Source organism: Flavobacterium sp. HJJ, assembly GCF_015351475.1.
Taxonomy (GTDB): domain Bacteria; phylum Bacteroidota; class Bacteroidia; order Flavobacteriales; family Flavobacteriaceae; genus Flavobacterium; species Flavobacterium marginilacus.
Genome location: NZ_JADKPR010000027.1, coordinates 30,343 through 52,774, shown reverse-complemented (window position 1 = coordinate 52,774; position 22,432 = coordinate 30,343). Strand labels below are relative to the sequence as shown.

The window sequence follows — 22,432 nt, the reverse complement described above, 5'->3', positions numbered from 1 at the left end:
CATGTAGACGTTGCATTGCGTAGAGACGTTGCATTGCAACGTCTCTACCAACAAAAAAATAAAAAAAATGAAAAAACAATTACATATATTTTTCACGGCATTAATGTTTTACACCCGAATTCCGTGTCCCAAAAACATCGATCACAATCCTGAATATTTAAATAAAGCCTCTCGTTATTTTCCGTTGATTGGTTGGATTGTGGGCGGAATTTCTTTTACGGTTTATTATTTATCAGCGATTTTATTTCCCAATGAAATTGCTGTAATTCTTGCAATCATTGGCGGAGTTTTGACAACCGGAGCTTTTCATGAAGATGGTTTTGCCGATGTTTGTGACGGTTTTGGTGGCGGTTGGACAAAAGAGAAAATTCTTTTGATAATGAAAGATAGCGCTATTGGCGCTTATGGGGCTATCGGTTTGGTTTTGTTGTTTTTATTGAAGTTTGAGGCAATTTCGAATGCAATTTCTAAATCAGAAATCGTTAATCTTCAATCTTCAATCTTCAATCTACTCCTTTTTGTTTCCGCCCATTCAGTTAGTCGTTTGTGTGCAATTTCAATAGTATTTACCCACGAATATTCAAGGGAAGACGCTTTGAGCAAGAGCAAACCCATTGCCCAAAATTTCACTTGGAAAGAAGTGGCAGGTGCTTTGTTTTTTGGATTATTACCACTTGTTGCTTTGTCGGTTTTTCAATGGCAATTGTTGTTGGTTTTAATTCCTGTTTTTATCGCTCGTTTTTTTCTTGCCCGTTATTTTCAAAAATGGATTGATGGTTATACCGGAGATTGTTTGGGGGCTACTCAACAAGTATGTGAAGTGATTTTTTACCTTTCAATTATTGCGATATGGAAGTTTATTTAGTCCGTCACACCGAAACGGTTTGTGAGAAAGGAATTTGTTACGGTCAGAGTGATGTTGGGATTCGAGAACCGTACGATGCCGTTTTTGAATCGATTCTGAATCAATTGCCACAGGAAGCGATTTTGTATTCTAGTCCGTTGCAACGCTGTGCTATTTTGGCCAAACATATTCAGCAAAATACTCAAATTGAATCCGTTATCGAAGATTCAAGATTGATGGAAATGCATTTTGGCGATTGGGAACTGCAAAGTTGGGATGCTATTCCCCGTGAAGTTTTGGATCCTTGGATGGAAGATTTTGTCACCGTAAATGTGCCTAACGGAGAATCGTTTGTGGAATTGGATTCAAGGGTTCGGGAATTTTTGGACAATGGCATTTCGAAAATGCACTCTAAACCAATTATCATCGTGGCGCATTCGGGAGTTATTCGAAGCATTTTGTGCAAAATAAACAATCTTCCCCTGCAGGAAGCTTTCAAAACACCATTGGATTATGGTGCTGTAATCAAAGTTGAAATGTAAAACTTGTGTTTTTAATTAGTTGTTAAGCAATTTGTTATGCTTGTTTTCGAATTAAAATGTATCATTAATTTTAGTTTTCGATATTTTTAACTTTATATTTGCACTCGAATTAAGGTTGTGTTTTTGATTTTTTGGAAACACATTAAAAGGGAAGCAAGTGATTGAAGATTGCTGATTAACGATTTTTGATTTCAGGATTTAACATCTGAAATCAAGTATCAAACATCAAAATTCAAAAATCTTGCGCTGTTCCCGCAACTGTAAGCTATCAAGCTTGTTGTTATCTACAAAGCCACTGTTTTAAATTGTAGATTTTAGAATTCAGATTTTAGATTCAATCTAAAATCTAAACTCAAAAATCTGAAATCGAAGATGGGAAGGCAAACAACAAGACGCAAGCCAGGAGACCTGCCTTTTTTCTTAACAAATATCGAACTTTCGGGAAAAAAGGTTCAGAAATTATGACATTAAGAAAACTACTTTTTAGCCTTTTTGCTTTATCGTGCCAATTCGTTTCGGCACAGAATGACTCTATAAACAAGTTAAAAGAGGTTGTTGTTTCTGACGCAAATCTTAAAAAATACTCCAATTCACAGTCGGTTTTAAAACTCAATGATTCCATTATCAATAAAAATGAAGCTTTACTGACTGATTTATTAAATTTTAATTCTACACTTTACTTCAAGGAATACGGGCGCGGAATGCTCTCAACGGTTTCCTTTAGGGGGACAACTTCTTCACAGACTGCCGTAATTTGGAACGGAATCAATATTAATTCGCAAATGAACGGGAGCACTGATTTTAATACCATTTCGGGTTCTGATTATAATTCGGTAACCGTAAAAGCCGGTGGCGGGAGCATACTTTATGGCAGTGGCGCAATTGGCGGAACGGTTCATTTGAACAATGATTTGGGGTTTTATAAACGATTTGACACTAATTTAAAACTGGATTATGGCAGTTTTAATACGATCGGAATTAATTATAAAACCAATATTGCTACTGAAAAATGGAGTGCCCAAATTGGATTTTCAAAAAACAGTTCGACTAATGATTACAAATATTTGAATAAATATACTTGGCAGGGCGAACAACGTTGGAATCAAAATGGGGAATATGACATAATTACCGTGAGCGCCAATTTGGGTTATAAGCTTAATGGCAGAAACATTTTCAAATTATACAGCCAAACGTCAAACACAGACAGAAACACTTCTTTGGTGACGGAATCGGAAATGAAAAGTAAATATGTTAATGGGTTTAACCGTAATTTATTAGAATATGACGGGAATTTTGGCAGGTTTACCACAAATCTAAAAACGGCTTATATTTTTGAAAACTATCAATATTTTGCTGATAATTCTACTAATGACTATACTTACGGAAAAACGGAAAGTCTTATAACCAAAGTCGATTTTGGATATACATTATTTAAATCAACCCAAGTAAATGGAATTTTGGATTACAATAGAACCAATGGTTACGGGACTGGTTTTGGTAATCATATCCGCGAAATTAGTTCAGCGTCATTATTGGTAAAACAGGATTTTTTCGCTAATTGGAAAAATGAATTTGGCATTCGAAAAGAATTTACAAACAATTACGAATCGCCTATTTTGTTCTCTTTGGGATCTTCGTATCAATTTAGCAAACTGTACAATTTTAAATTGAATGTATCCCGAAATTTTAGGATACCAACCTTTAATGATTTGTATTGGGAGCCGGGCGGAAATCCTAATTTGAAGCCAGAGAGTTCCTATCAGGCGGAGATTGGGAACGTGTTCACTTTCAACAATATTTCGCTTACGCAGACTTTCTATTACATCAAAATTAAAGATTTACTGCAATGGGTTCCCGGCAAAAATGGTATTTGGACTCCACAAAATCAAGACAAAGTTAACAGTTATGGTGCTGAAACTTTATTGAGCTGGAAGAAACAATTCGGGAAGAATAATTTCGGAGCCAATGCTTCTTATGCCCACACAGTTTCTGAAGATGTGGCAAACGGAAACCAACTTTTCTTTGTTCCTTTTGATAAAATAACTGCTTCGGTTTCGTATTCAAGAAGTAAAATAACCGCATATTATCAGTTTTTGTACAATGGTTTTGTTTATACAAGAGCCGATAATGATCCGAACGAAATCATAAACGATTACAAGGTTTCCAATCTGGGCATTGATTATGATTTCAAGCTCTTGAATTCTTTTAAACTGGGCTTTCAGGTTTTAAATATTTTCAATGAAAATTATGAAAGTCTGGAAAGCAGACCTATGCCAGGTCGAAATTTCAATATGTATTTAACCTTAAAATTTTAATATTATGAAGATTAGTAAATTACTTTTAATAGCGTTTGGTATTTCGTTATTTGTTTCTTGTTCAAATGACGATGATAACAGCAACGATCCAAAAGGAGTTTATGATAATGGATTTTTTATCCTAAATGAAGGAAGTGAAATATCTGGAAAGGGAACTGTGTCATTTTCCAGCGATGATTTCAGTGTTTTTACAAAAGATGCTTACACTGCAGCAAATGGAAGTGATCTGCTTGGGAAGTTTGCTCAAAATATATTTTTTGATGGTGACAAAGCTTATATTATTGCAGGAGGAGCAAATGTTATAAATGTTGTTAATAGATATACATTCAAGTTAATAGCAAAAATTGATACTGGACTTAAAAATCCAAGATATGGTGTGGTAAAAGATGGTAAAGCGTATGTAACTAATGCCAACACTTATGCAGACTGGGGAGCTTCGGCGGATGCTCTTGGCAACACCGATGATTATGTTGCTGTTATTGACTTGGCAACTAATAAATATGAGTCTAAAATTAATGTAAACGCAACAGCCAACAGAATCATAGAAAAGGATGGTAAATTGTATATCACAGAGCCTTATAACAACGATAAATTATCGATTGTAAATATTGCAGCAAAAACGGTTGAAACTGCAGTAACAATCGGATTAAGTGCTGATACAATGGAGGAGAAAGACGGGGTTCTATATATTTTGAGAGGTCCTTACGGAAGCAGAAGCGAAATTGTAAAAGTGAAATTATCTGATAAAACAACTTCTAAAATTACATTTCCTGAAGCTTTAGACGGAGCAGGATTTTTGGATATATATAATGATAAAATTTATTATACAGTGTATAATTCAGTTTATGGAATAAGCACTACTGCGACAGTGGCTTCAACTACACCGATTGTAACTGTTTCTGCGATTGCTAATTTATATGGTTTTGCTGTTAATAATGATCGTATTTACTTGGCAGACAGTGGTGATTACAAAGCAGACAGTAAAGCTTATATTTATAATTTAACTGGAACTTTACAAAAAGAATTAACTGTCGGAGTAGGACCAAACGGGTTTTATTTTAATAATTAATACATTTTTTGTAATAAAACATAATGCGATTGTGGTTTAATAGTTGTGGTATTCTATTAGATTAATCAACGTATTTGTAATTTTGTTTTTGAATAAAAAAAAAGGCTTTCAGTGATGAAAGCCTTTTTTGATTGAGTTGTTTGTTTTAATCTGAATAGAATTGATAATGTTGTTTATTCATCATTTCTATTAATACTATACTATTCCAAAGATTTTAAAAGCCCAGCCGGGACTTTTTCAACATACATTTGGTTTTGTCCAATAATAGATTTTGCATCTTGAAAATATGGAAATGTCTTTCCTTCTGTTTTCTTAACCATTTTGGCGGTTCCTGTAATTTTTCCAATTGCTGTACTCAGTAAAGGCTCAGAAGCTGTTCCTAGTACACCTAAATTTGCTAAATTTTCTTTTAGAGAATAAGTTGGTGTCAAACCATTAAAATAATCGCCAAAATCATCTGCATTTACTATTTTTAAAACAATAGGCTGCATGGCATAACGATGATTTGGATTTCTGTTTTCTTTGCCAAAAGTAGGAGAGTCATAGACAGTTATAGATCCGACATTCTTGCCAGTTGTAATATCGCCAATTTGAACTACATTGATATATGGTTTTAATCCGTTTATTACCAGTTCACTGGCAGAAGCAGTACTTTTTGTAGTTAAAATATACACTTTGGGAAGATTTAAACTATTCAATGGAGCAGATCCTACAGTGCTTGTAAATAAATTTTTTAAAGCCTCTGGGTCTTCCGATTCAAAATAGGAATTGATTTTGTCATTCCATCTTTGTTTCGAAAACACTTTGCCTGTGAATTGCCCTGTTATCATACTGGCCAAACGTGTAGCTGATTGAATGGATCCTCCGCCGTTATATCTTAAATCCAAAACTAAATCAGTGATGCCTTTTGATTTTAGCGAAGCAAAAGCTTCGTTTAATTGTGTGTCGTAGTTTGGATAAAAACCATTGTACATTAAATATCCTACTTTGTGTCCGCCAGTTTCAATAACATTATTGATTAAAATTGGATTTTCGTTGAGCACCGTTTTTGTCAGGCTTACTGATTTTCCGTTTGGAGTAATGACACCATTATTATAATCAGCTAAGTTGAGAGTGTAGCTTTCAGCATTTAATAATAAACTCTGGTAATTGCTTGTGGTAAGCTGTGTCCCATTGACACCATAAAAAATATCACCGCGTTTTATGTTTTTGGCAGAAGCATCCGAATTGGGTATTATATAGCGGACCCAGCCAAATATTTCAGTAGAGCCGGAAGCTTTAAGATAAAGACCAAAGTCGACACCGTCATTTTTTGTAGTTCCCTGAAGCTGGCCTTCGAGTGTTAAATAATCACTTACTATCCAGCTGAATCGATCGATTGACGGGGCAACTCGAAGAGCATTGAATAAATCTTCGGGTTTTGTATATCCTTTTAAAAAATTATTTAGCTCGGTTTGATTGGCAAATCTATTATCTGCAAGATTAGGGACATCGGCCTGCCATAAATAATACAGGTTAAGGCCTTTCCATATAAAGTCATTAACTTCCAGGCTGGCTGGAGGAGCGACATCATCGTTGTCTTCACAGCTCTGAAAAATAAAAAATGCTAAAAATAATAATAATGTAACTTTGAAAGATGTCTTCATATAGTTTTTGTTGTAGATCTACAACGTAAAAATACTAACTTTAGTTTAATTTATTTTTTTTTTGTAACAAAAAATATAGTGGCTCGTCTTGATTATATAACCAGATTAATAAAATCATATTTATGAACCAAAAGGACTTTGTGCTTTTAATCAATCCGTTTAAGGACAAGCTGTTTCGGCTGGCTAAACGATTGCTGGTGAGCACTGAGGAAGCAGAAGATGCTACTCAGGAAATTTTGGTAAAATTATGGAGTAAAAACGAAAATTTAGATACTTATAATAGTGTCGAGGCGATGGCGATGACCATGACCAAAAATTATTGTCTGGATCAGCTAAAATCAAAACGGGCCGGTAATCTTAAAATTGTGCACAATAATTTTACAGACCGCGAACCGAGTTTGGACAGAAAAGTAGAGGATAATGATAGTTTAAACTGGGTTGAAAAAATCATTAGCCAATTGCCGGAACAGCAGCGGTTAATTATTCAGCTGAGGGATATTGAGCAATGCGAATTTTCGGAAATAGCAAAAATAATAGAGATGAATGAAACTGCCGTAAGAGTGGCACTTTCCAGAGCAAGGAAAACAATTAGAGAATACATGTTAAAAACACACAGTTATGGAGTTCAATAAAATAGAAGCACTTTTGGGAAAGTACTTTGAAGGAGAAACAAGTATTGCCGAAGAGAACGAGTTGAAAAACTATTTTTCTTCACCAAATACTGCGCCTCATTTGGAACAATATAAGCCTTTATTTGGGTATTTTGCAGAAGCAAAAAATGAAAATTTTGAGAAAGTCATACCGCTGATTTCTAAAAAGAAAAAAACAGCATGGCTGTTGGCAGCAGCATCTATTGCAGTTTTGCTGGGAGCAGGAACTTATGCTTATTTTAATGCGGATAAAGAAAAAGTGAATAATGAATTAGGTACTTATGAAAATCCCAAAGAAGCTTTTGAAGCTACCCAAAAAGCATTGGCTATGCTGTCCAATAATGTAAATGCAGGTGTCGAAGGGATGCAGTATATTCAGGTATACGAAGTGACTAAAGATAAGGTGTTTCTTGATTAAAGAGGAAATACTGATGAATTGGTTCTACGTGAGGGATGGCAGTGGAGCTCTCCCGATTTTTTATCGGGAAGGGGGAACGTACAGCCCGACCCGGAGTTTTTACGAAGGGACACGCCCAAAAGATTTTAAAATATAAGCTGAAATAAAATAATGAAAATAAAGCGGGAGTGATTCTAGAGCATTCCGGCCCAAATAGTTGAATTGAATTTTAAAAATAATCATTAAATCAAATAAAATGAAGAAGTTAATAATAATATTAGCAGCAGTATTAGTGTCAAGTCCGTTTTTTGCCCAGACGGCATTCGATAAGTTCGATGGTCAGGAGGAAGTAACCTCAATAGTTGTAAACAAGAAAATGTTTGAACTGATGAGTAAAGTAAAAGTTGATACCTCTGATAAGGAAGCGCAGCAATACATGAACCTGATTAAGAAATTGGATAATTTAAAAGTGTTTACCACTAAAAATTCTAAAGTGGAAGGCGAAATGAAAACAACTGCCGATAAGTATATTAAAACTGCTGGTCTGGAAGAATTAATGCGTATAAATGATAAAGGCAAAAATGTTAAAATTATGGTGAAATCCGGAGCAAAAGACAGTCAGATAAAAGAGCTGCTGATGTTTGTTGAAGGAGGTGCCGGCGATGATACGGTCTTGATGTCGCTGACAGGTGATTTTGATCTGAATGAGATTTCGGTTTTGACAGACAAAATGAGAATTCCCGGCGGAGACGATTTGAAAAAAGCAACTAAAGGCAAAAAGTAAAATGAAACTTGCATTATATATAATTGCATTGTTAAGCAGTCTGCTTTTTGGGAGCTGTAATTCTGAGCCATCTCTGCAAAAATATTTTGTAGAAAACACAGAGAACAAGGATTTCATTGCCCTGGATATCTCATCGGATATTTTGGATGTTAATAAAGCCAAACTGACAGCGGTACAAAGTGAAGCACTGCATTCCTTTGAAAAAATTAATGTTTTGGCTTTCAAATTGAATGATAAGAATAAATCACAGTTCGAGGCAGAACGTGCTAAAGTGAACCAGATTCTAAAGGATCCAAAGTATCAGCAGCTGATGAAGTTTAGTTCAGGAAAGCAGGGCGCTTCTGTTACTTATGTGGGTGATGATGACCATATTAATGAATTTGTGTTTTTTGCCAATAAAAACGATGCAGGTTTTGCAATCGTCAGAGTGTTAGGAAAAGACATGAATCCTACGAATATTATGAATATGATTTCGGTTTTGAAAGAATCAAAAATTGATTTGGAACAGTTAAAGCCATTGCAGGAATTGATTAAGAAATAGGTTTGAATTTAATTTTGAAAAAAGCGTCTCGATATTTGAGACGCTTTTTTTATGTTTTAGAAAATACCGCCCAATCTTCTGGAGTATTTAAGTTTTTTAGAATTGATGAATCGGTTACTGTAATCGTTGTTATTCCTGAAGGATTTGTTTTTTTGATTTCGAAATCCAATCGGCTGTTTTTATCGGCTGGATCCAATCGAAGTAATGGATTCCAAAAGTCAGGATGTAATTTTATGGGATGTCCATTTTTTCCTTCAAAATTGGGAAGCACAATTTGGTTTTGAGTTCCGATTATAGATTGTAATTCGGCTGTATTTAATATTGGAATATCAATAGGATTTATCAATACCGATTTGTTTTTTGGTATTTGCTGTAAAACAGTTTGGAGCGTTGAGAATGACCCCAGTTCTGGACTTTTGTTAATAATCACTCTAATTTTAATCTTTTTATAAAAAACAAACTCCGGCTGTGCTTCATTTAATAAAGGGATTTTGTTTGTGTATTCTTGAGAGTTATATCCTAATCCGATGTAGATTTCTGTTATTGCTGTGTCTGAAATCCGGTTGATTTGTTCCAAAATCCAATAGCTGTTATGGTAGGGAAGCAGTCCTTTTGCGGTTCCCATTCTTTCGGATTTGCCTCCGGCCAATAATACAAATGCGGTATCATTTTTCATAATAAGCTTTGAGTAATTCTGATGCGATGCTAATGGCAATTTCTTTTGGGGAATTACCGCCTAAATCCAATCCGATAGGGCAGTGGACAGGTGAGATTCCTGCTTTAAAATTCAATTCATTTATCAGCATGTTGTTGAATTTGTTTTTCTTGGTTTTGCTGCCAATTAAGCCGATATATTTAGTTTTTTCATGCAGTGCCAAAGCCGTGATTTCAAAATCGAGCCTGTGATCGTGAGTCAATATCACCACATAGCAGTTTGGTCCCCAGTTTACAGTTTGCTTATAAAAATCAAAAGGCGTATCATTGTAATTAACTGAAGCGTCAATTTCGATAGTTTCTTTCCAGTTTTCTCTAGTATCCAGAAGGCTTATAGAAAAAGGAGTGTCTTTTAAAACCTGGCAGATAGCCACGCCGATGTGTCCGGCTCCGAAAATGTATAATTCAGGGGATTGATTCATGGGTTCGATAATTAATTCTACTTTTCCGCCACAGCATTGTTCAAATTCTGGTCCAAGTGTATAAGAGCATTCTAAAATTTTATTTTCCCGAATTGATCGGACTGCTTCATCGATTACCTGAAATTCTAATTTTCCGCCGCCAATGGTTCCAAAAAAATCTTTTTGTGGTGTTACAATCATTCTTGAACCTATTCTGCAGGGAGCTGAACCAAGAATTTTAGTAACAGTAACTAATGCCACAGGCTTTTTTTGGGTTTTAAATTCCTGTAATAGTTCAATCCAGTTGTTCATTAAAATAAATATTCGTTTTAATTTTTTTATATGACTATCGTTAACTAATAGCAAACAGATCGAATTAGCCACAGATTAAAAAGATTTACACAGATTTTTTAAAAAATAGTAATGAAATCTGTGAGAATCTGTGTAATCAGTGGCAAAAAAAATACATGGTATTATTTGCGGACAGTCATTTTTTTTATACTAAATCGTAATCACTTAAAGGTAAATTGTAATATCGTTTTCCTGTTAGTTTAAACACAGCATTGATTATGGCAGGAGCAATTACAGGAACTCCTGGTTCACCTACACCTGTTGGTTTTTCGGTGCTTTCAACAATTTCTACATGTACTTTTGGGGCCTCATTCATACGGATCATTCGGTAGTCGCTGTAGCTGTTTTGTTCAATAGCGCCATCTTTAGCAGTTATTTTTCCGTAATAGGCGATTGACATTCCAAAGACAGCAGCACCTTCCAATTGTGATGTTATGGTGTTTTTATTCACTGCTGTTCCGCAGTCAATAACAGTATATACATTATGAACTTTTATTTTGTCATCTGCCATTGATACTTCGACAACAGAAGCTACGTAGGAATTGAAACTATAATGCACAGCCAAGCCAAAAGCATGACCTTTGGGCAATGGTTTGTTGTAATTGGCATTTTTTGCGGCTAGTTTCAAGACATTTTTTAAACGTGCTGTATCGTATTTTATAGGATCTTTGGTGTCTTCTATACGATCACTCCCTATTAATTTGAGGCGGAATTCTAACGGATCTTGTTTGGTGGCATAAGCTAGTTCATCGGTAAATACATTGATGGAAAATCCGTGAAGAATATTAATTACAGAGCGCATCCAGCCAATTCTCACCATTGCGGGAGCTTGTCCCGATTCGATTTTTAAGTTTTTTATTTCAAAAGGAACATCAGCAGCGCTGGAAGCTTCCCATCCTGCAGGATAATCAGTTCCAGGCCTGAAAGTAGACATGATTGTAGGAAAAGCAGAGCGATGAAGCCAGCCCGTTACATTGCCTTGTGCATCCAGGGATGCTTTCATGTATTGTGCACTTACAGTATGGTAATAGCCATGCTTGATGTCGTCTTCCCGAGACCAGACTACTTGTACAGGAGCATTAATAGTTTTTGAAATTATAGCAGCCTCTACAATATAATCGGGTTTTGATTTTCGGCCAAAACCGCCTCCCAAAAAAGTAACATTTATAGTAACCTTATCGTGAGTCGTGTTCAAGTATGCAGCAACTTCTTCCTGTGCACTTTGCGGAGACTGAGTCGGAGCCCAAACTTCGCATTTGTCTCCCTGAACCCAGGCCACAGCATTAGGAACTTCCATGGGAGCATGTGCCAAATGCGGCAATTGAAAAGTGCTTTCGACAACTTTTGCAGCTTCGCTAAAAGCTTTGTTTACATCTCCAGTTTCTTTTTCGACTTTTCCTTGTTTGTGAACTCTTTCAGTTAATTCGGTCATGTATGCTTCCGAATCATAACTCTCGTTTTTACCGTAATTCCATTGTATTTCCAGCGCCTCTCTTCCTTTAAACGCAGCCCATGTATTGGACGCAATAACTGCAATACCTCCCAAGGGACCAAATGGTTTATCGATTTTTGGAATTTCAATTACATTTTCCACGCCTTTGATTTTCATTGCAGCTGTTTTGTCATAAGATTTGACAGTGCCAAAAGTAACAGGACATCTGGCTATGGCAGCAACTTTCATATTGGGTAAACGTTTGTCTATCCCAAATACAGCGCTTCCGTTTGCAAAATCTTTTACGTCAATACTTTTTAAATTTTTGCCAATGTATTTAAAGTCTTTTGGATCTTTATAAGTAATGTTTGTTGGAACAGGCAGTGTTGTAACTATATCAACTAATTCTCCATAACCTATTTTTTTACCGCTGGAATGAATAATAAAGTGGTTTTGGGCAGTGCATTCGCTTTCTGGAACCTGCCATTTTTTTGCGGCTGCGGTAATAAGCATCATTCGGGTCATTGCACCCATTTTTCGCATGGTGTCATAAAAACCGGTTACACTTCGGGAGCCATCTGTGTTTTGGTCTCCGTATTTTACATCACCAACTGCTTGTTTAACTGAAACTTTACTCCAGTCGGCTTCCATTTCGTCTGCAACTACAGAGGTTAATGAAGTTCGTACGCCGTTACCCATTTCAGAACGGGAAGCAACGATAATAAGACTTCCATCTGAATTTAACTGTACAAATAGATTGGGATTGAATTCTGTAGAATTTCCCGTTTCAGTATCTTTTGAAAATAAATTATAATTGCATCCTAAGATCAAACCGCCTGATGCTAATCCTATGTTTCTGATGAAAACTCTGCGGCTTACATTTTGAATTTCACTCATGACTTACGCTGTTTTTTAAGTTCTACAGTATGTTTGATAGCGCTTTTAATACGCTGGTATGTACCGCAGCGGCATATATTACCGCTCATGGCATCATCAATATCCGTATCAGAAGGGTTTTTGTTAGAATTGAGCAGAGAAGCAGCCGTGATTAATTGTCCCGGCTGGCAATAACCACATTGGGGAACATTGAATTTTTCCCAGGATTTCTGCAGTAATTGTAAATTTTCTGAAGTTCCTTCAATAGTGGTAATATTTTTGCCTACAGCCATCGAAACGGGAGTCAGGCAGGAATAGGATGCAACATTATCTATGAGTACTTTGCAGGCTCCGCATGCGCCTATTCCGCATCCAAATTTGGTGCCAGTCAGTCCAATACTGTCTCTGATAGCCCAAAGCAGAGGCATTTCTGGATCAGCATCAATAGTGTATTTCTTTTTATTTATGAGCAGTGTGACCATTTGGTTTTCAAATTTTGAAATTAAGAAGCTGAAAGTTATGATATTTTTTATTATTTCTAATTTAATTTTCAGAAAGATCTATGGGTAAGAAAATGGCATAAAAAAAACAGCAGCCAATCAGTTAAGAATTAGCTGCTGTTCTTTTGGCAAAGATTTTATACAGACAAGAATGATTAACCTGTCTGAAAGATGTTATTTTTTGATCAATTTATATCTTTCTATACTTTTTGATGAAATTTGGGACAAGCTGTATTTGCCAAACAATCTGTCAAAGTACAGTTTTGATTTTTTAAGATTATTGTTTTCGTAATAATAATTTCCTAATGATTCAAACATTTCGGCAGATTCATAACCTTTATCTACAATTCGTTCGTAAGTTTTCTCGACATCGACGAGTATGTATTTTTGTTTTTTTACAGAATCAAATTTAACAGTTTGAGATTTAGCATTTAAAGAGAAAAAAAATATAAAAGCAATGCTAAAAATGGGGGTTGGACTGTTTTTTAAAGATCTTAAAAATTTTCTCATAAAGTATTCATTTTTCGTTGGAAATATACTTATAAAATACTGTAAATAAGTTGGTTATCTTGATTATTTGCCTTTTTTGGGCAAGGTAATAAAAAAAGTGTTTGAAATAAAAAAAGTAATAGAAAAAATGAGCAGTTTTTTTAATGCTTATTAGTATGTGAGTTCTATTGTACAAAAAAAATAGAGCCTTTTATTTATTAGAAGATTTTTAAACTTTTTAGTAATTGTATTAAATGATTTAAAGAAACTATAAGTTTGAATCAGAATTAACAGGAATCTATTTTTTATCCACACATTGGCTGTAGAATTGCTGAGTGCGTATTTATACCTGTTTGATAATTAGGTGTTTATACTCTGTTTGGGTTTGCTGGACTGTTTTAATTTTAGTCTTGTAATCATAACATCAGCGGAAGCCGAAAAACTGAAAAAATGAGTAGGCAAAAATCAAAATTTAATTAAGATGGATTCAAATTTAAAAAACGCAGAAGTTTTAGAAGCAGCATTAAACAATGTTGCACAAATTACCAACATTCAAATAATCATTGATACGGATAAGATCCAAAATGATTTTCCCAACGGCGGAAGTAAGGATTCTGCAAACCCAACAGGAATAGGACATCAATACCAATATATGGTAGGCTCTAATTTGACAGGAAGTACAGGAAGCGGTACAGCTGACTTAGTGATTAATGCCCTTGTTGGGGATGTCGTTCGATTTAATGCGGTATCTGAGTATGACAATTTCAATAGTGCCGTTATAATGTACAATGTGCAGAAATTTGGCGGTTCAAATGTGTTCGGGGATTTTACATCCAAAGTATTTACTGCGCCAGGAGTTCAGCCGTCTGTAGGCGCGTCTCCTCTTCCTGTTCAGTTTGTAAATACAATGACTTATTGGTTTTATCAGGCTGATGTGATTACGAGCGGAACGGAGCAGTATAATATTAGTTTTGCACTTTATACTTTAGACAGAGCTTCTGCAGCAATGAAGCTGTTTGGCTATTTTGTATGGGATCCAACAATTATAGTTAAAGGGTAATTTGTAAAAAGACAATCAAATTCCTATAAAATAAAAGAATGGCTATCTAGAACATCTGTTTATGATAGCCATTTTGCTGTTTGTCATTTATATTTTGAACCTGATCGGTATAAAAATAATTTGAAAAACAAAAACGCCTGTAAAATAAGGCGTTTTTTGATTTAATGAAGATATAAATGTGACCACGGTGGGATTTGAACCCACACGCCCTTACGAGCACCACCCCCTCAAGATGGCAAGTCTACCGTTTCTCCACGTGGCCTTAAAAAATAAAAGGCCAAGTAATAAATTACTCGACCTTTTGTGACCCGACTGGGGCTCGAACCCAGGACCCCATCATTAAAAGTGATGTGCTCTACCGACTGAGCTATCGAGTCATTGATTCAAGAAACTTATGCTTTGATCACATAATTTGTGACCCGACTGGGGCTCGAACCCAGGACCCCATCATTAAAAGTGATGTGCTCTACCGACTGAGCTATCGAGTCATTTCGTTTCTTGAATGCGGGTGCAAATATAAGGACTTTTTTTCGAAGATTCCAAGCAAAATTATTATAAATTTGTCTTTTTTAAACAAATAATCTTAATGTCTTAATTTGTAAGGTCTTATTCAAATGAAAAAAATTATATTATTGGGTTATATGGGGTGCGGTAAGTCTACAATTGCCCAAAAACTTTCCGGAATGATATCAATTCCATATATCGATCTGGATGAATACATCGAAGAAAAAGCAAAAATGTCCATAAAAGAGATTTTTGATACTCAAGGCGAAATTCATTTTCGAAAATTAGAACATACTTATTTTCTTGAATTATTAAATTCGCCTGATGAAATTATTATTGGTTTAGGAGGAGGTACACCTTGTTATGCTAATAATCATGAATTGTTAATAGGGGATGATGTGGTGTCAATCTATTTAAAAGCATCTATTGAGACACTATTTAACAGATTAGCGGCCAATAGAAGCAAGAGACCGCTTATTGCGGATAAAACGGATGAAGAGATGAAGGAGTTTATAGCCAAGCATCTTTTTGACAGAAGTTTTTATTACAATCACGCACAGCATAAAGTGAATGTTGATAATAAAACTATTGGAGAAACGATAAATGATATTTTAAACCTGTTAGCTTAAACTGGCGTAGCTGTTGCCGTTGCTGTCAAGAACAACGTCAACGTGCTCTAATAGCGAAGTAGAAAGTGATATTCCTTTAAAATCGGCCTTAATCGGGAATTTTTTGTGGTTTCTGTCAACAAGAACAACGGTTTTGAACTTTTTTAAGGGAACGTCTAAAAAATGTTTTACAGCATATATTAATGTGGCTCCAGAGCTCAAAACGTCATCTACCAGTACTAGGCCTTTATTGCTGTATTCTTCTTTGGATAAAGAAGTGGTTATTGGTTTTTCAGGATTTTGTTTGTCGGTATGAACTTCACAAAGCGAAATTTTGATCGTAGAGATTGTACTGAATGCCTGAGCAATTTTTTCTGCAAAAATATAGCCGTTGTCAGTAATTCCAGCAATCACAATTTCTTCTTCCTCAACAAAAGTTTCATAGATTTGGTATGCTATTCTTTTAGTGGTGTGTTCTATCTGCTGATTGGTGAGGATTATATTTTTGCTCATGGCGTATTTTTGTTTTGTTTTTTCAAAGATAAAAAAGTTAGACGAAATTGATATAATTAATTCTGGTTCTAAACAAGAAAATTAGTGGCGAATTTTAATCTGTTTCATCTTCGTCTGGAATGTCGTTTCCAAATTCATCAATATCTCTTCGGTCTTTTTTTGTGGGTCTTCCAGTCCCGGTTTTTCTATAATGCTCTTTCGATAATTTTAATAATTCTAAGTGAGCATAAGCTTCGGCGGGAGTCTCATTTTTTCGATAAATGTCAACAAGTTTGGCGCCAACTCGGTTCTCAGGAATGTCGAGTACAGTAATGATTTGTGTGATCTGATCTTTTCTAAAAGTGATTTTATCAGTAGGGAAAACTTCTTTTGATGGCTTGGCAACAATACCATTTACCGTGATATGGTTTTTTTTGCAGGCTTCGGTAACCATATTTCTGGTTTTGTAATACCGAACGCACCATAAATATTTGTCTATTCTCATGAATTTTCTAAAATCGGAGTTAAATACTTTACAAAAGTAAATCATTAATGTATATTTGTGGCTTAAACTATACCTAAAATAATGAGCAAAATTAAGTTTTATTTTATTTTATTGATTGGAGTTATTGCTGTAATTTCCTGTAATAAGAGTAATGATGATGATATTGTAGTAGAGCCGCCTAGGGATTATACTGCTCAATATACTACAGAAAGTGCTTTAATAGAAACTTATTTAAAAACAAATTATATAACAATAGTAGATGCTCCTGGTTTGCCAACAGATCAAAACGTTACCATTACTCCGATTCCTTCTGGTGGATCACAGCCTTCTATTTATTCCTATCTAAACAGCTCAACTTTTCCAAAGTTATTGTCTAGAGTAGTAAAAGATGATGGTATTACCTATACATTATATTATTTAGTTTTGCGTGAAGGTACTGGGGAAAAGCCTTGTAATGTAGATGATGTTTTTACCTCGTATAATGGGAAATACCTTGCAGAGACAACTGTTGATAACGTCAAAAGTATTACTGCTACACAATTTGAAGAAGTATTATTTCCACAAGCGTATATTGGCTTATATGGTGTTTTTGTTAGAGGGTGGAAAGAAATTTTTCCGCAATTTAAATCTGGTGATGCTGTTTCAAATCCGGATGGTACCGTTAAATATACAAATTTTGGAGCAGGAGTGATGTTTATTCCTTCTGGATTGGCTTATTATAATACAGGAAACGGGACTATACCGGCTTATGCTCCATTAGTATTTAGTTTTAAATTATATAAAATTAAACGTTCTGATTTAGAATACAAAATTGTTAATGGATTACGAGTGTCGGATCCTGATGGTGTGCCATCATATCAAGAAGATATTGACGGAGATGGTTATGTATGGGAAACTTGGGAGTTACCAAGGGATGCTGCAGGTAATCTGATTGATCCAAATCCAGACGATACGGATGGAGATGGAACCCCAGATTTTTTAGATTTTGATGATGATGGTGATGGTTATGCTACAAGAGGAGAAGTTAAAAAAGCAGATGGAACCTATTATGCATTTGAGAATATTCCAGACTGTGATGGGAATATACCTACTGATAAAAAGAAAAAAAGGCATTTAGATAAAGAATGTCATAAAATGAGTCAATAAAAAAAATCCCATTCGTTTTTGAATGGGATTTTTTTTGATTTAGTTTGAAATGTTCTTATTTTAAAAGGAAGTAGAGACTGTGCTTTGCAAATGTGATTGCTTCTTTCTCGTAAAGACTTCACGTACGTCTTTGCGAGGAATGAAGTAATCTGACTAACAATAATCTAGTTGAGTTTGTTTAGGGATGTAATCTAATCTCAAAAAAAAAATCAACCATAAAAAAATCCCATCTCATTTTTACAGCGAGATGGGATTTTATATTTATTGAGAAAAAAGATTACTTTCTTTTGATCACTCTTTCTACAGCTTCAACAATCGCTTGATTGTTCAGTTTGTATTTCTCCATTAATTGTTCAGGAGTTCCAGATTCTCCGAAACTGTCTTTAACAGCAACAAACTCTTGCGGAGTAGGATTGTTTAAAGCTAATACACCAGCAATACTTTCTCCAAGACCTCCAAGATAATTGTGCTCTTCAGCTGTTACAATACATTTAGTTTTAGCCACTGATTTCAAAATAGCTTCTTCGTCCAAAGGTTTAATAGTGTGGATGTTGATTACTTCTGCAGAGATCCCTTTTTCTTCTAATTTCTCAGCAGCAATTAAAGCTTCCCAAACTAAATGTCCTGTAGCAACAATTGTTACATCAGTTCCTTCGTTTAAAAGAATTGCTTTTCCAATGATGAAAGGTTCGTCAGCTGGCATGAAATTAGGTACAACCGGACGTCCAAAACGTAAGTAAGCCGGACCGTGGTGGTCAGCAAGAGCTATAGTAGCAGCTTTTGTCTGATTGTGATCACATGTATTGATTACAGTCATTCCAGGCAGCATTTTCATTAATCCGATGTCTTCAAGGATTTGGTGAGTAGCTCCGTCTTCTCCAAGAGTCAATCCTGCGTGAGAAGCACATATTTTTACGTTCTTGTCTGAATAAGCAACCGACTGACGGATTTGATCATAAACTCTTCCTGTAGAAAAGTTAGCAAAAGTTCCTGTGAAAGGAATTTTTCCGCCAATAGTTAATCCTGCAGCAATTCCAATCATATTTGCTTCAGCAATACCAATTTGAAAAAAACGCTCTGGGTGATTTTTCTTGAAATCATCAAACTTTAATGATCCAATTAAATCTGCACAAAGTGCTACTACATTTTCATTCTTTTGACCTAATTCAGTCATTCCCACTCCAAAACCAGAACGGGTATCTTTACTTCCTGTATTTGTATATTTTTTCATTTTCTTTTTTTGCTATACGCTATAGGCGTTAGGCAATAGGCATAAAGCTTACTGCATAAGGCATAAAGCTTTTTTTAATAATCCGAGTTACCTCCGGTGTTATAGTTTTGTTCTAATGCATTTGCAAGCTGTGCATCATTTGGTGCTTTACCGTGCCAAGCATGGCTGTACATCATATAATCTACACCATTACCCATTTCAGTATGCAATAAAACACAAACAGGTTTTCCTTTTCCGGTTCTTGCTTTTGCTTCATTCATTCCGCCGATGATAGCTTCGATGTCATTTCCTTTGGTAATTTCGATAACTTCCCAGTCAAAAGCTTCAAATTTAGCTTTTAGGCTTCCCATTGCTAGAACTTCGTCAGTAGTACCGTCAATTTGTTTTCCGTTAAGGTCGACAGTTGCTATAAGGTTGTCAACTTTTTTGGCAGAAGCATACATAATTGCTTCCCAGTTTTGACCTTCCTGCAATTCACCGTCACCGTGAAGTGTGTAAATGATATGGTTATCATTGTTTAATTTTTTTGCCTGAGCCGCACCAATTGCAACAGATAATCCTTGTCCTAATGAACCAGAAGCAATACGTACTCCAGGTAAATTGTCATGAGTTGTTGGGTGTCCTTGTAATCTTGAGTTGATTAAACGGAAAGTTGCCAATTCTTCAATCGGGAAATAGCCGCTTCTTGCCAAAACGCTGTAAAATACAGGTGAAATATGACCGTTTGAAAGGAAGAATAAATCTTCTCCAGTTCCGTTCATGTCAAATCCTTCTTTGCGGTCCATAAGGTTTTGATACAAGGCTACTAAAAATTCGGTACATCCTAGAGACCCTCCTGGGTGACCTGAATTAACAGCGTGAACCATTCGAAGAATATCTCTTCTTACTTGGATAGTTAAATCGTTTAATTGTTGTGTGTTAGGCTTCATTTTATATGTAAAAGTTAAACTGGTGCAAAAGTAATTTTTATTTTGCGGGGAGGCAAATGATTTTAAGGGCAATTTTAATCAAAATGTTATTTTAGTGCGGATTTAAAAACATAATTAGGAATAAATTTTAATTATGCAATCTGAATTCTAAAATCTTTTGGGCATGCCATCATCCCGAAAAAATGACTATTTCACTTTGCGGGTATACGCCCTTTTATCGGGATGCTGTCGGGCTATCCATGCTGCTTCGGCAGCTTATTCCTATCCCTCATGCGGACTTATCCAAGAAATTTAGAGGTAAATTATTTCCAGTTTTGTTTATATTTTATGTCTAAGGCTGCTCCATCCGCCGCCGTTATGCACATCGGTGTAGCCATGAGCCTTCAGGATGTTTTTTGCCGAAGCACTCCGCATGCCCGAAGCACAGCAGGTAATAATGGTTTTGTTTTTGTCTTTTAATTGTGATAAACTGTTCTTTAAAACGTCGACCGGGATGTTTACAGCGCCTTTGATGTGGCCTGATGCAAATTCGCTTTTGCTTCTTACGTCAAGGATAACTGCACCTTTTTTTACAAGTTCGGCAAAGTCTGCAGTAGTGCCGAAACCGAATAATTTTTGAAGTATTTTAATCATTTTTTGGATACTATTTGGATTGATAATAATTGACATCTAACCATGAACCGCCATTGTAACAGTCGATTCCTTTTTGTGAAAGATAATGCTGTGCCTGCCCGCTGCGGTTTCCCGAGGCACAGCAGAGTATTAGCGGTGATTCTAAGTTTTGTATTTCTTCCAATCGGTCTTGAATTTCATTCAGTGGAATGTTAATTGAGCCGGCAGCGTGACCGCCACTGTATTCCTGACGAGTGCGTACATCTACAATGCTGCCTTTTTTTTCTTTTATAATGTTCTCTAAAGTCATAGTGCCTGTCTTAAAGTGTATTGTTTTACACTGCAAAATTACAATAGAAGCTGCAGCTGAACAGTAACTTTTGTTACATAATGATTTTATTGCAGCTGATCGGTTTATAAAAGAGTTTCGGCTTTTATTGGTTTATAGTCAAAAAAAACGCAAAGCCAGAAGACTTTGCGAGTATAATTTTAGCAGCAACAAGCCAAATCTATTGCAGCAAGTGTTGGCTATATAGTATTTATTTTTTCTTTCTTAAATAATTTTTTAGCTTCTTTTCTCGCTCGTTTAAAGATACTTTTTCCAAATTTTTCATTTATAAGTTTGTCCATAGTTTCGGAATAACAACTTGAATAATATGTAATTATACAACCTCTATGCTCTAAATTTATAGAATATTTTTTACGTAAATAATCTTTATAAAATACATCAAATCCTATTTCTGATTTTTTTGGTACTACACTTACAAGTAATCCGTATGAATAAGAATTATAAATTCTATTATTAAAATCCTTTTCTGCATCTTTCTCTCCATCTTCACACGTTTTGCTTTTACTCCAAACCAATGAATCTTTTTTTGTGATGTTTTCTTGTGAATGAGTTATTAAACTAATTAAAAAAAATGTGAATATCAAAAGGTTTCTCATAGGTACGATTTGTCATTTCTATTATTACCTCCAGCTTTCCTTTTCAGCAAGAGATTTGGGGGTTAAATTAAGCCTTGTTTTCGGATTTGCCAAAATATTCCAAATACAAGATTATTTTCAAATTAAGCCAAATGCCTAAATCCATTGTAGCTGTTACCACTAGTTCTTTACCATTCTCTAGGAGCAATCAGTTCTTCTACATCAGCATTGAATCCATATGCTTTAGCTATAAAGTCAAAGTCTGTACCAATCGATTCTCTAGCTCCAGTTTCAATTTCGCTGTTGTGTTCAAAGAATTCGTTTTGTAAATCATTTATTTTTGTAGTGGCTTCATGCGTTAACTTATAAAGTTCTTCAAGATTTTTCGGTGATGTTCTTTCAATATCACTGCATAGTTGAATAAGAATTGTTTTCACTTTGTCAACGAGAAATTTTGGAAAATATGAATCAGCATACATATCTTTTAAATAAGCATAATTTTTCATTTTCTCATTTTTTAAATTTTCTTGTTTTACAATTGTGATTTCATTTTTCACTTGCTGACCATTACAAGAAAACAAAATCAGAGAAATTATTACAATAATATGCTTTTTCATCTTTATAAAATTAGTGCTAATGTTTTTTATTACAGTGGGTTTGGGGTTAAATTAAGCCTTATTTTCGAATTTACCTAAATCTCCAAGAAATTGGATTAGGAAAGTTTACTTAGCCTAATCTTAAAGTAAATTATGGATAGCCCAAAAGGTGTAAAGAGCTTTTGGATGATGATTTGCGAACCGCTGATTACGTGATCTTTACGCTCGGTGGTGTGAGAGGCGTACTCCGTCCCTTTAGAGGCGGAGCCGTCTA

25 protein-coding genes, 3 tRNA genes and 1 riboswitch are annotated in these 22,432 nt (G+C 35.2%); of the genes, 11 read left to right on the top strand and 17 right to left on the bottom strand.

The features are described from left to right. The first annotated feature begins 67 nt into the window (after window positions 1-67). The 4 genes from IRZ80_RS17800 to IRZ80_RS17785 all read left to right on the top strand — a co-directional run bounded on the left by IRZ80_RS17800 (window position 68) and on the right by IRZ80_RS17785 (window position 4,770). Window positions 68-865 carry an adenosylcobinamide-GDP ribazoletransferase gene (locus tag IRZ80_RS17800; RefSeq protein ID WP_194643177.1) on the top strand — a complete coding sequence of 266 codons (798 nt, stop codon included), beginning with the start codon at window positions 68-70 and terminating at the stop codon, window positions 863-865. Further along, window positions 850-1,386 (top strand): alpha-ribazole phosphatase, encoded by a 537-nt coding sequence (gene cobC, locus IRZ80_RS17795; RefSeq protein WP_194643175.1) that lies wholly within the window; start codon window positions 850-852, stop codon window positions 1,384-1,386. Before IRZ80_RS17800 ends, cobC begins: the two co-directional genes overlap by 16 nt. Window positions 1,387-1,481: 95 nt before the next feature. Continuing rightward, window positions 1,482-1,817: riboswitch (cobalamin riboswitch) on the top strand. Window positions 1,818-1,847: 30 nt separating this feature from the next. Further along, on the top strand, window positions 1,848-3,701 hold the full coding sequence (locus IRZ80_RS17790) for a TonB-dependent receptor plug domain-containing protein (RefSeq protein ID WP_194643173.1): 1,854 nt from the start codon (window positions 1,848-1,850) through the stop codon (window positions 3,699-3,701). A gap of 4 nt (window positions 3,702-3,705) precedes the next feature. Next, entirely contained in the window at window positions 3,706-4,770 is a 1,065-nt protein-coding gene (locus tag IRZ80_RS17785; RefSeq protein WP_194643171.1) for a YncE family protein, read from the top strand. Between the two features lie 200 nt (window positions 4,771-4,970). Here the strand turns inward: IRZ80_RS17785 and IRZ80_RS17780 are convergent, their stop codons facing one another. Further along, a complete protein-coding gene (locus IRZ80_RS17780; protein ID WP_194643169.1) occupies window positions 4,971-6,416 on the bottom strand; it encodes a S41 family peptidase in 1,446 nt (481 codons plus the stop codon). Between the two features lie 122 nt (window positions 6,417-6,538). Between IRZ80_RS17780 and IRZ80_RS17775 the strand changes: the two genes are divergently transcribed. The 4 genes from IRZ80_RS17775 to IRZ80_RS17760 all read left to right on the top strand — a co-directional run bounded on the left by IRZ80_RS17775 (window position 6,539) and on the right by IRZ80_RS17760 (window position 8,788). Further along, window positions 6,539-7,048 carry an RNA polymerase sigma factor gene (locus IRZ80_RS17775; RefSeq protein WP_194643166.1) on the top strand — a complete coding sequence of 170 codons (510 nt, stop codon included), beginning with the start codon at window positions 6,539-6,541 and terminating at the stop codon, window positions 7,046-7,048. Continuing rightward, a complete protein-coding gene (locus tag IRZ80_RS17770) occupies window positions 7,035-7,484 on the top strand; it encodes a SipW-dependent-type signal peptide-containing protein (RefSeq protein WP_194643164.1) in 450 nt (149 codons plus the stop codon). Before IRZ80_RS17775 ends, IRZ80_RS17770 begins: the two co-directional genes overlap by 14 nt. A gap of 235 nt (window positions 7,485-7,719) precedes the next feature. Continuing rightward, window positions 7,720-8,247, top strand: coding sequence for a DUF4252 domain-containing protein (locus tag IRZ80_RS17765; protein WP_194643162.1), 528 nt, complete (start codon window positions 7,720-7,722; stop codon window positions 8,245-8,247). A 1-nt stretch (window position 8,248) separates the two neighbouring features. After that, the gene (locus IRZ80_RS17760; protein WP_194643160.1) at window positions 8,249-8,788 is read left to right on the top strand and encodes a DUF4252 domain-containing protein; all 540 of its coding nucleotides are present in this window, start codon (window positions 8,249-8,251) and stop codon (window positions 8,786-8,788) included. A 49-nt stretch (window positions 8,789-8,837) separates the two neighbouring features. On the opposite strand, the gene IRZ80_RS17755 is transcribed toward IRZ80_RS17760, so the two are convergent. The 5 genes from IRZ80_RS17755 to IRZ80_RS17735 form a co-directional block, all read right to left on the bottom strand. Next, on the bottom strand, window positions 8,838-9,464 hold the full coding sequence (locus IRZ80_RS17755; protein WP_194643158.1) for an NTP transferase domain-containing protein: 627 nt from the start codon (window positions 9,462-9,464) through the stop codon (window positions 8,838-8,840). Then, window positions 9,454-10,215, bottom strand: coding sequence for a xanthine dehydrogenase accessory protein XdhC (xdhC, locus tag IRZ80_RS17750; protein WP_194643156.1), 762 nt, complete (start codon window positions 10,213-10,215; stop codon window positions 9,454-9,456). The genes IRZ80_RS17755 and xdhC overlap by 11 nt, the downstream gene beginning before the upstream one ends. Window positions 10,216-10,399: 184 nt before the next feature. Further along, window positions 10,400-12,583: a xanthine dehydrogenase family protein molybdopterin-binding subunit gene (locus IRZ80_RS17745; protein ID WP_194643154.1), complete on the bottom strand. Its 2,184-nt coding sequence runs from the start codon at window positions 12,581-12,583 to the stop codon at window positions 10,400-10,402. Beyond that, on the bottom strand, window positions 12,580-13,044 hold the full coding sequence (locus IRZ80_RS17740; RefSeq protein ID WP_194643153.1) for a (2Fe-2S)-binding protein: 465 nt from the start codon (window positions 13,042-13,044) through the stop codon (window positions 12,580-12,582). Before IRZ80_RS17740 ends, IRZ80_RS17745 begins: the two co-directional genes overlap by 4 nt. A 192-nt stretch (window positions 13,045-13,236) precedes the next feature. After that, entirely contained in the window at window positions 13,237-13,572 is a 336-nt protein-coding gene (locus tag IRZ80_RS17735) for a hypothetical protein (RefSeq protein WP_194643151.1), read from the bottom strand. A 460-nt stretch (window positions 13,573-14,032) separates the two neighbouring features. On the opposite strand from IRZ80_RS17735, the gene IRZ80_RS17730 reads away from it, so the two are divergent. Beyond that, window positions 14,033-14,611, top strand: a complete 579-nt coding sequence (locus IRZ80_RS17730; RefSeq protein WP_194643149.1) for an inclusion body family protein — start codon at window positions 14,033-14,035, stop codon at window positions 14,609-14,611. A 179-nt stretch (window positions 14,612-14,790) separates the two neighbouring features. Here the strand turns inward: IRZ80_RS17730 and IRZ80_RS17725 are convergent. The 3 genes from IRZ80_RS17725 to IRZ80_RS17715 all read right to left on the bottom strand — a co-directional run bounded on the left by IRZ80_RS17725 (window position 14,791) and on the right by IRZ80_RS17715 (window position 15,099). Further along, window positions 14,791-14,873, bottom strand: a tRNA-Leu gene (locus tag IRZ80_RS17725). 42 nt (window positions 14,874-14,915) lie between these two features. Further along, window positions 14,916-14,988: transfer RNA gene (locus tag IRZ80_RS17720), tRNA-Lys, on the bottom strand. Window positions 14,989-15,026: 38 nt separating this feature from the next. Further along, window positions 15,027-15,099 (bottom strand) — tRNA-Lys (locus IRZ80_RS17715). Between the two features lie 126 nt (window positions 15,100-15,225). Between IRZ80_RS17715 and IRZ80_RS17710 the strand changes: the two genes are divergently transcribed. Further along, complete coding sequence (locus IRZ80_RS17710) at window positions 15,226-15,744, top strand: shikimate kinase (RefSeq protein ID WP_194643147.1); 519 nt, start codon at window positions 15,226-15,228, stop codon at window positions 15,742-15,744. Here IRZ80_RS17710 and IRZ80_RS17705 read toward each other — a convergent pair. After that, a complete protein-coding gene (locus IRZ80_RS17705; protein ID WP_194643145.1) occupies window positions 15,736-16,236 on the bottom strand; it encodes a phosphoribosyltransferase family protein in 501 nt (166 codons plus the stop codon). The two genes, IRZ80_RS17710 and IRZ80_RS17705, sit on opposite strands and share 9 nt — an antisense overlap. Before the next feature lie 94 nt (window positions 16,237-16,330). After that, window positions 16,331-16,720 carry an RNA-binding S4 domain-containing protein gene (locus IRZ80_RS17700; protein ID WP_100429835.1) on the bottom strand — a complete coding sequence of 130 codons (390 nt, stop codon included), beginning with the start codon at window positions 16,718-16,720 and terminating at the stop codon, window positions 16,331-16,333. Window positions 16,721-16,801: 81 nt separating this feature from the next. On the opposite strand from IRZ80_RS17700, the gene IRZ80_RS17695 reads away from it, so the two are divergent. Beyond that, window positions 16,802-17,866 carry an FKBP-type peptidyl-prolyl cis-trans isomerase gene (locus tag IRZ80_RS17695; protein ID WP_194643143.1) on the top strand — a complete coding sequence of 355 codons (1,065 nt, stop codon included), beginning with the start codon at window positions 16,802-16,804 and terminating at the stop codon, window positions 17,864-17,866. A 277-nt stretch (window positions 17,867-18,143) separates the two neighbouring features. Here the strand turns inward: IRZ80_RS17695 and IRZ80_RS17690 are convergent, their stop codons facing one another. The 6 genes from IRZ80_RS17690 to IRZ80_RS17665 form a co-directional block, all read right to left on the bottom strand. Next, on the bottom strand, window positions 18,144-19,097 hold the full coding sequence (locus IRZ80_RS17690; RefSeq protein ID WP_194643141.1) for a transketolase family protein: 954 nt from the start codon (window positions 19,095-19,097) through the stop codon (window positions 18,144-18,146). A gap of 74 nt (window positions 19,098-19,171) precedes the next feature. Continuing rightward, on the bottom strand, window positions 19,172-20,026 hold the full coding sequence (locus IRZ80_RS17685; protein ID WP_194643139.1) for a transketolase: 855 nt from the start codon (window positions 20,024-20,026) through the stop codon (window positions 19,172-19,174). Window positions 20,027-20,344: 318 nt separating this feature from the next. Beyond that, entirely contained in the window at window positions 20,345-20,659 is a 315-nt protein-coding gene (locus tag IRZ80_RS17680) for a rhodanese-like domain-containing protein (RefSeq protein WP_194643137.1), read from the bottom strand. Between the two features lie 10 nt (window positions 20,660-20,669). Then, the gene (locus IRZ80_RS17675) at window positions 20,670-20,948 is read right to left on the bottom strand and encodes a rhodanese-like domain-containing protein (protein ID WP_194643135.1); all 279 of its coding nucleotides are present in this window, start codon (window positions 20,946-20,948) and stop codon (window positions 20,670-20,672) included. A 218-nt stretch (window positions 20,949-21,166) separates the two neighbouring features. Continuing rightward, window positions 21,167-21,583 carry a hypothetical protein gene (locus IRZ80_RS17670; protein WP_194643133.1) on the bottom strand — a complete coding sequence of 139 codons (417 nt, stop codon included), beginning with the start codon at window positions 21,581-21,583 and terminating at the stop codon, window positions 21,167-21,169. Window positions 21,584-21,750: 167 nt separating this feature from the next. After that, window positions 21,751-22,179, bottom strand: coding sequence for a DUF5713 family protein (locus tag IRZ80_RS17665; protein ID WP_228520946.1), 429 nt, complete (start codon window positions 22,177-22,179; stop codon window positions 21,751-21,753). Window positions 22,180-22,432: the final 253 nt, after the last annotated feature.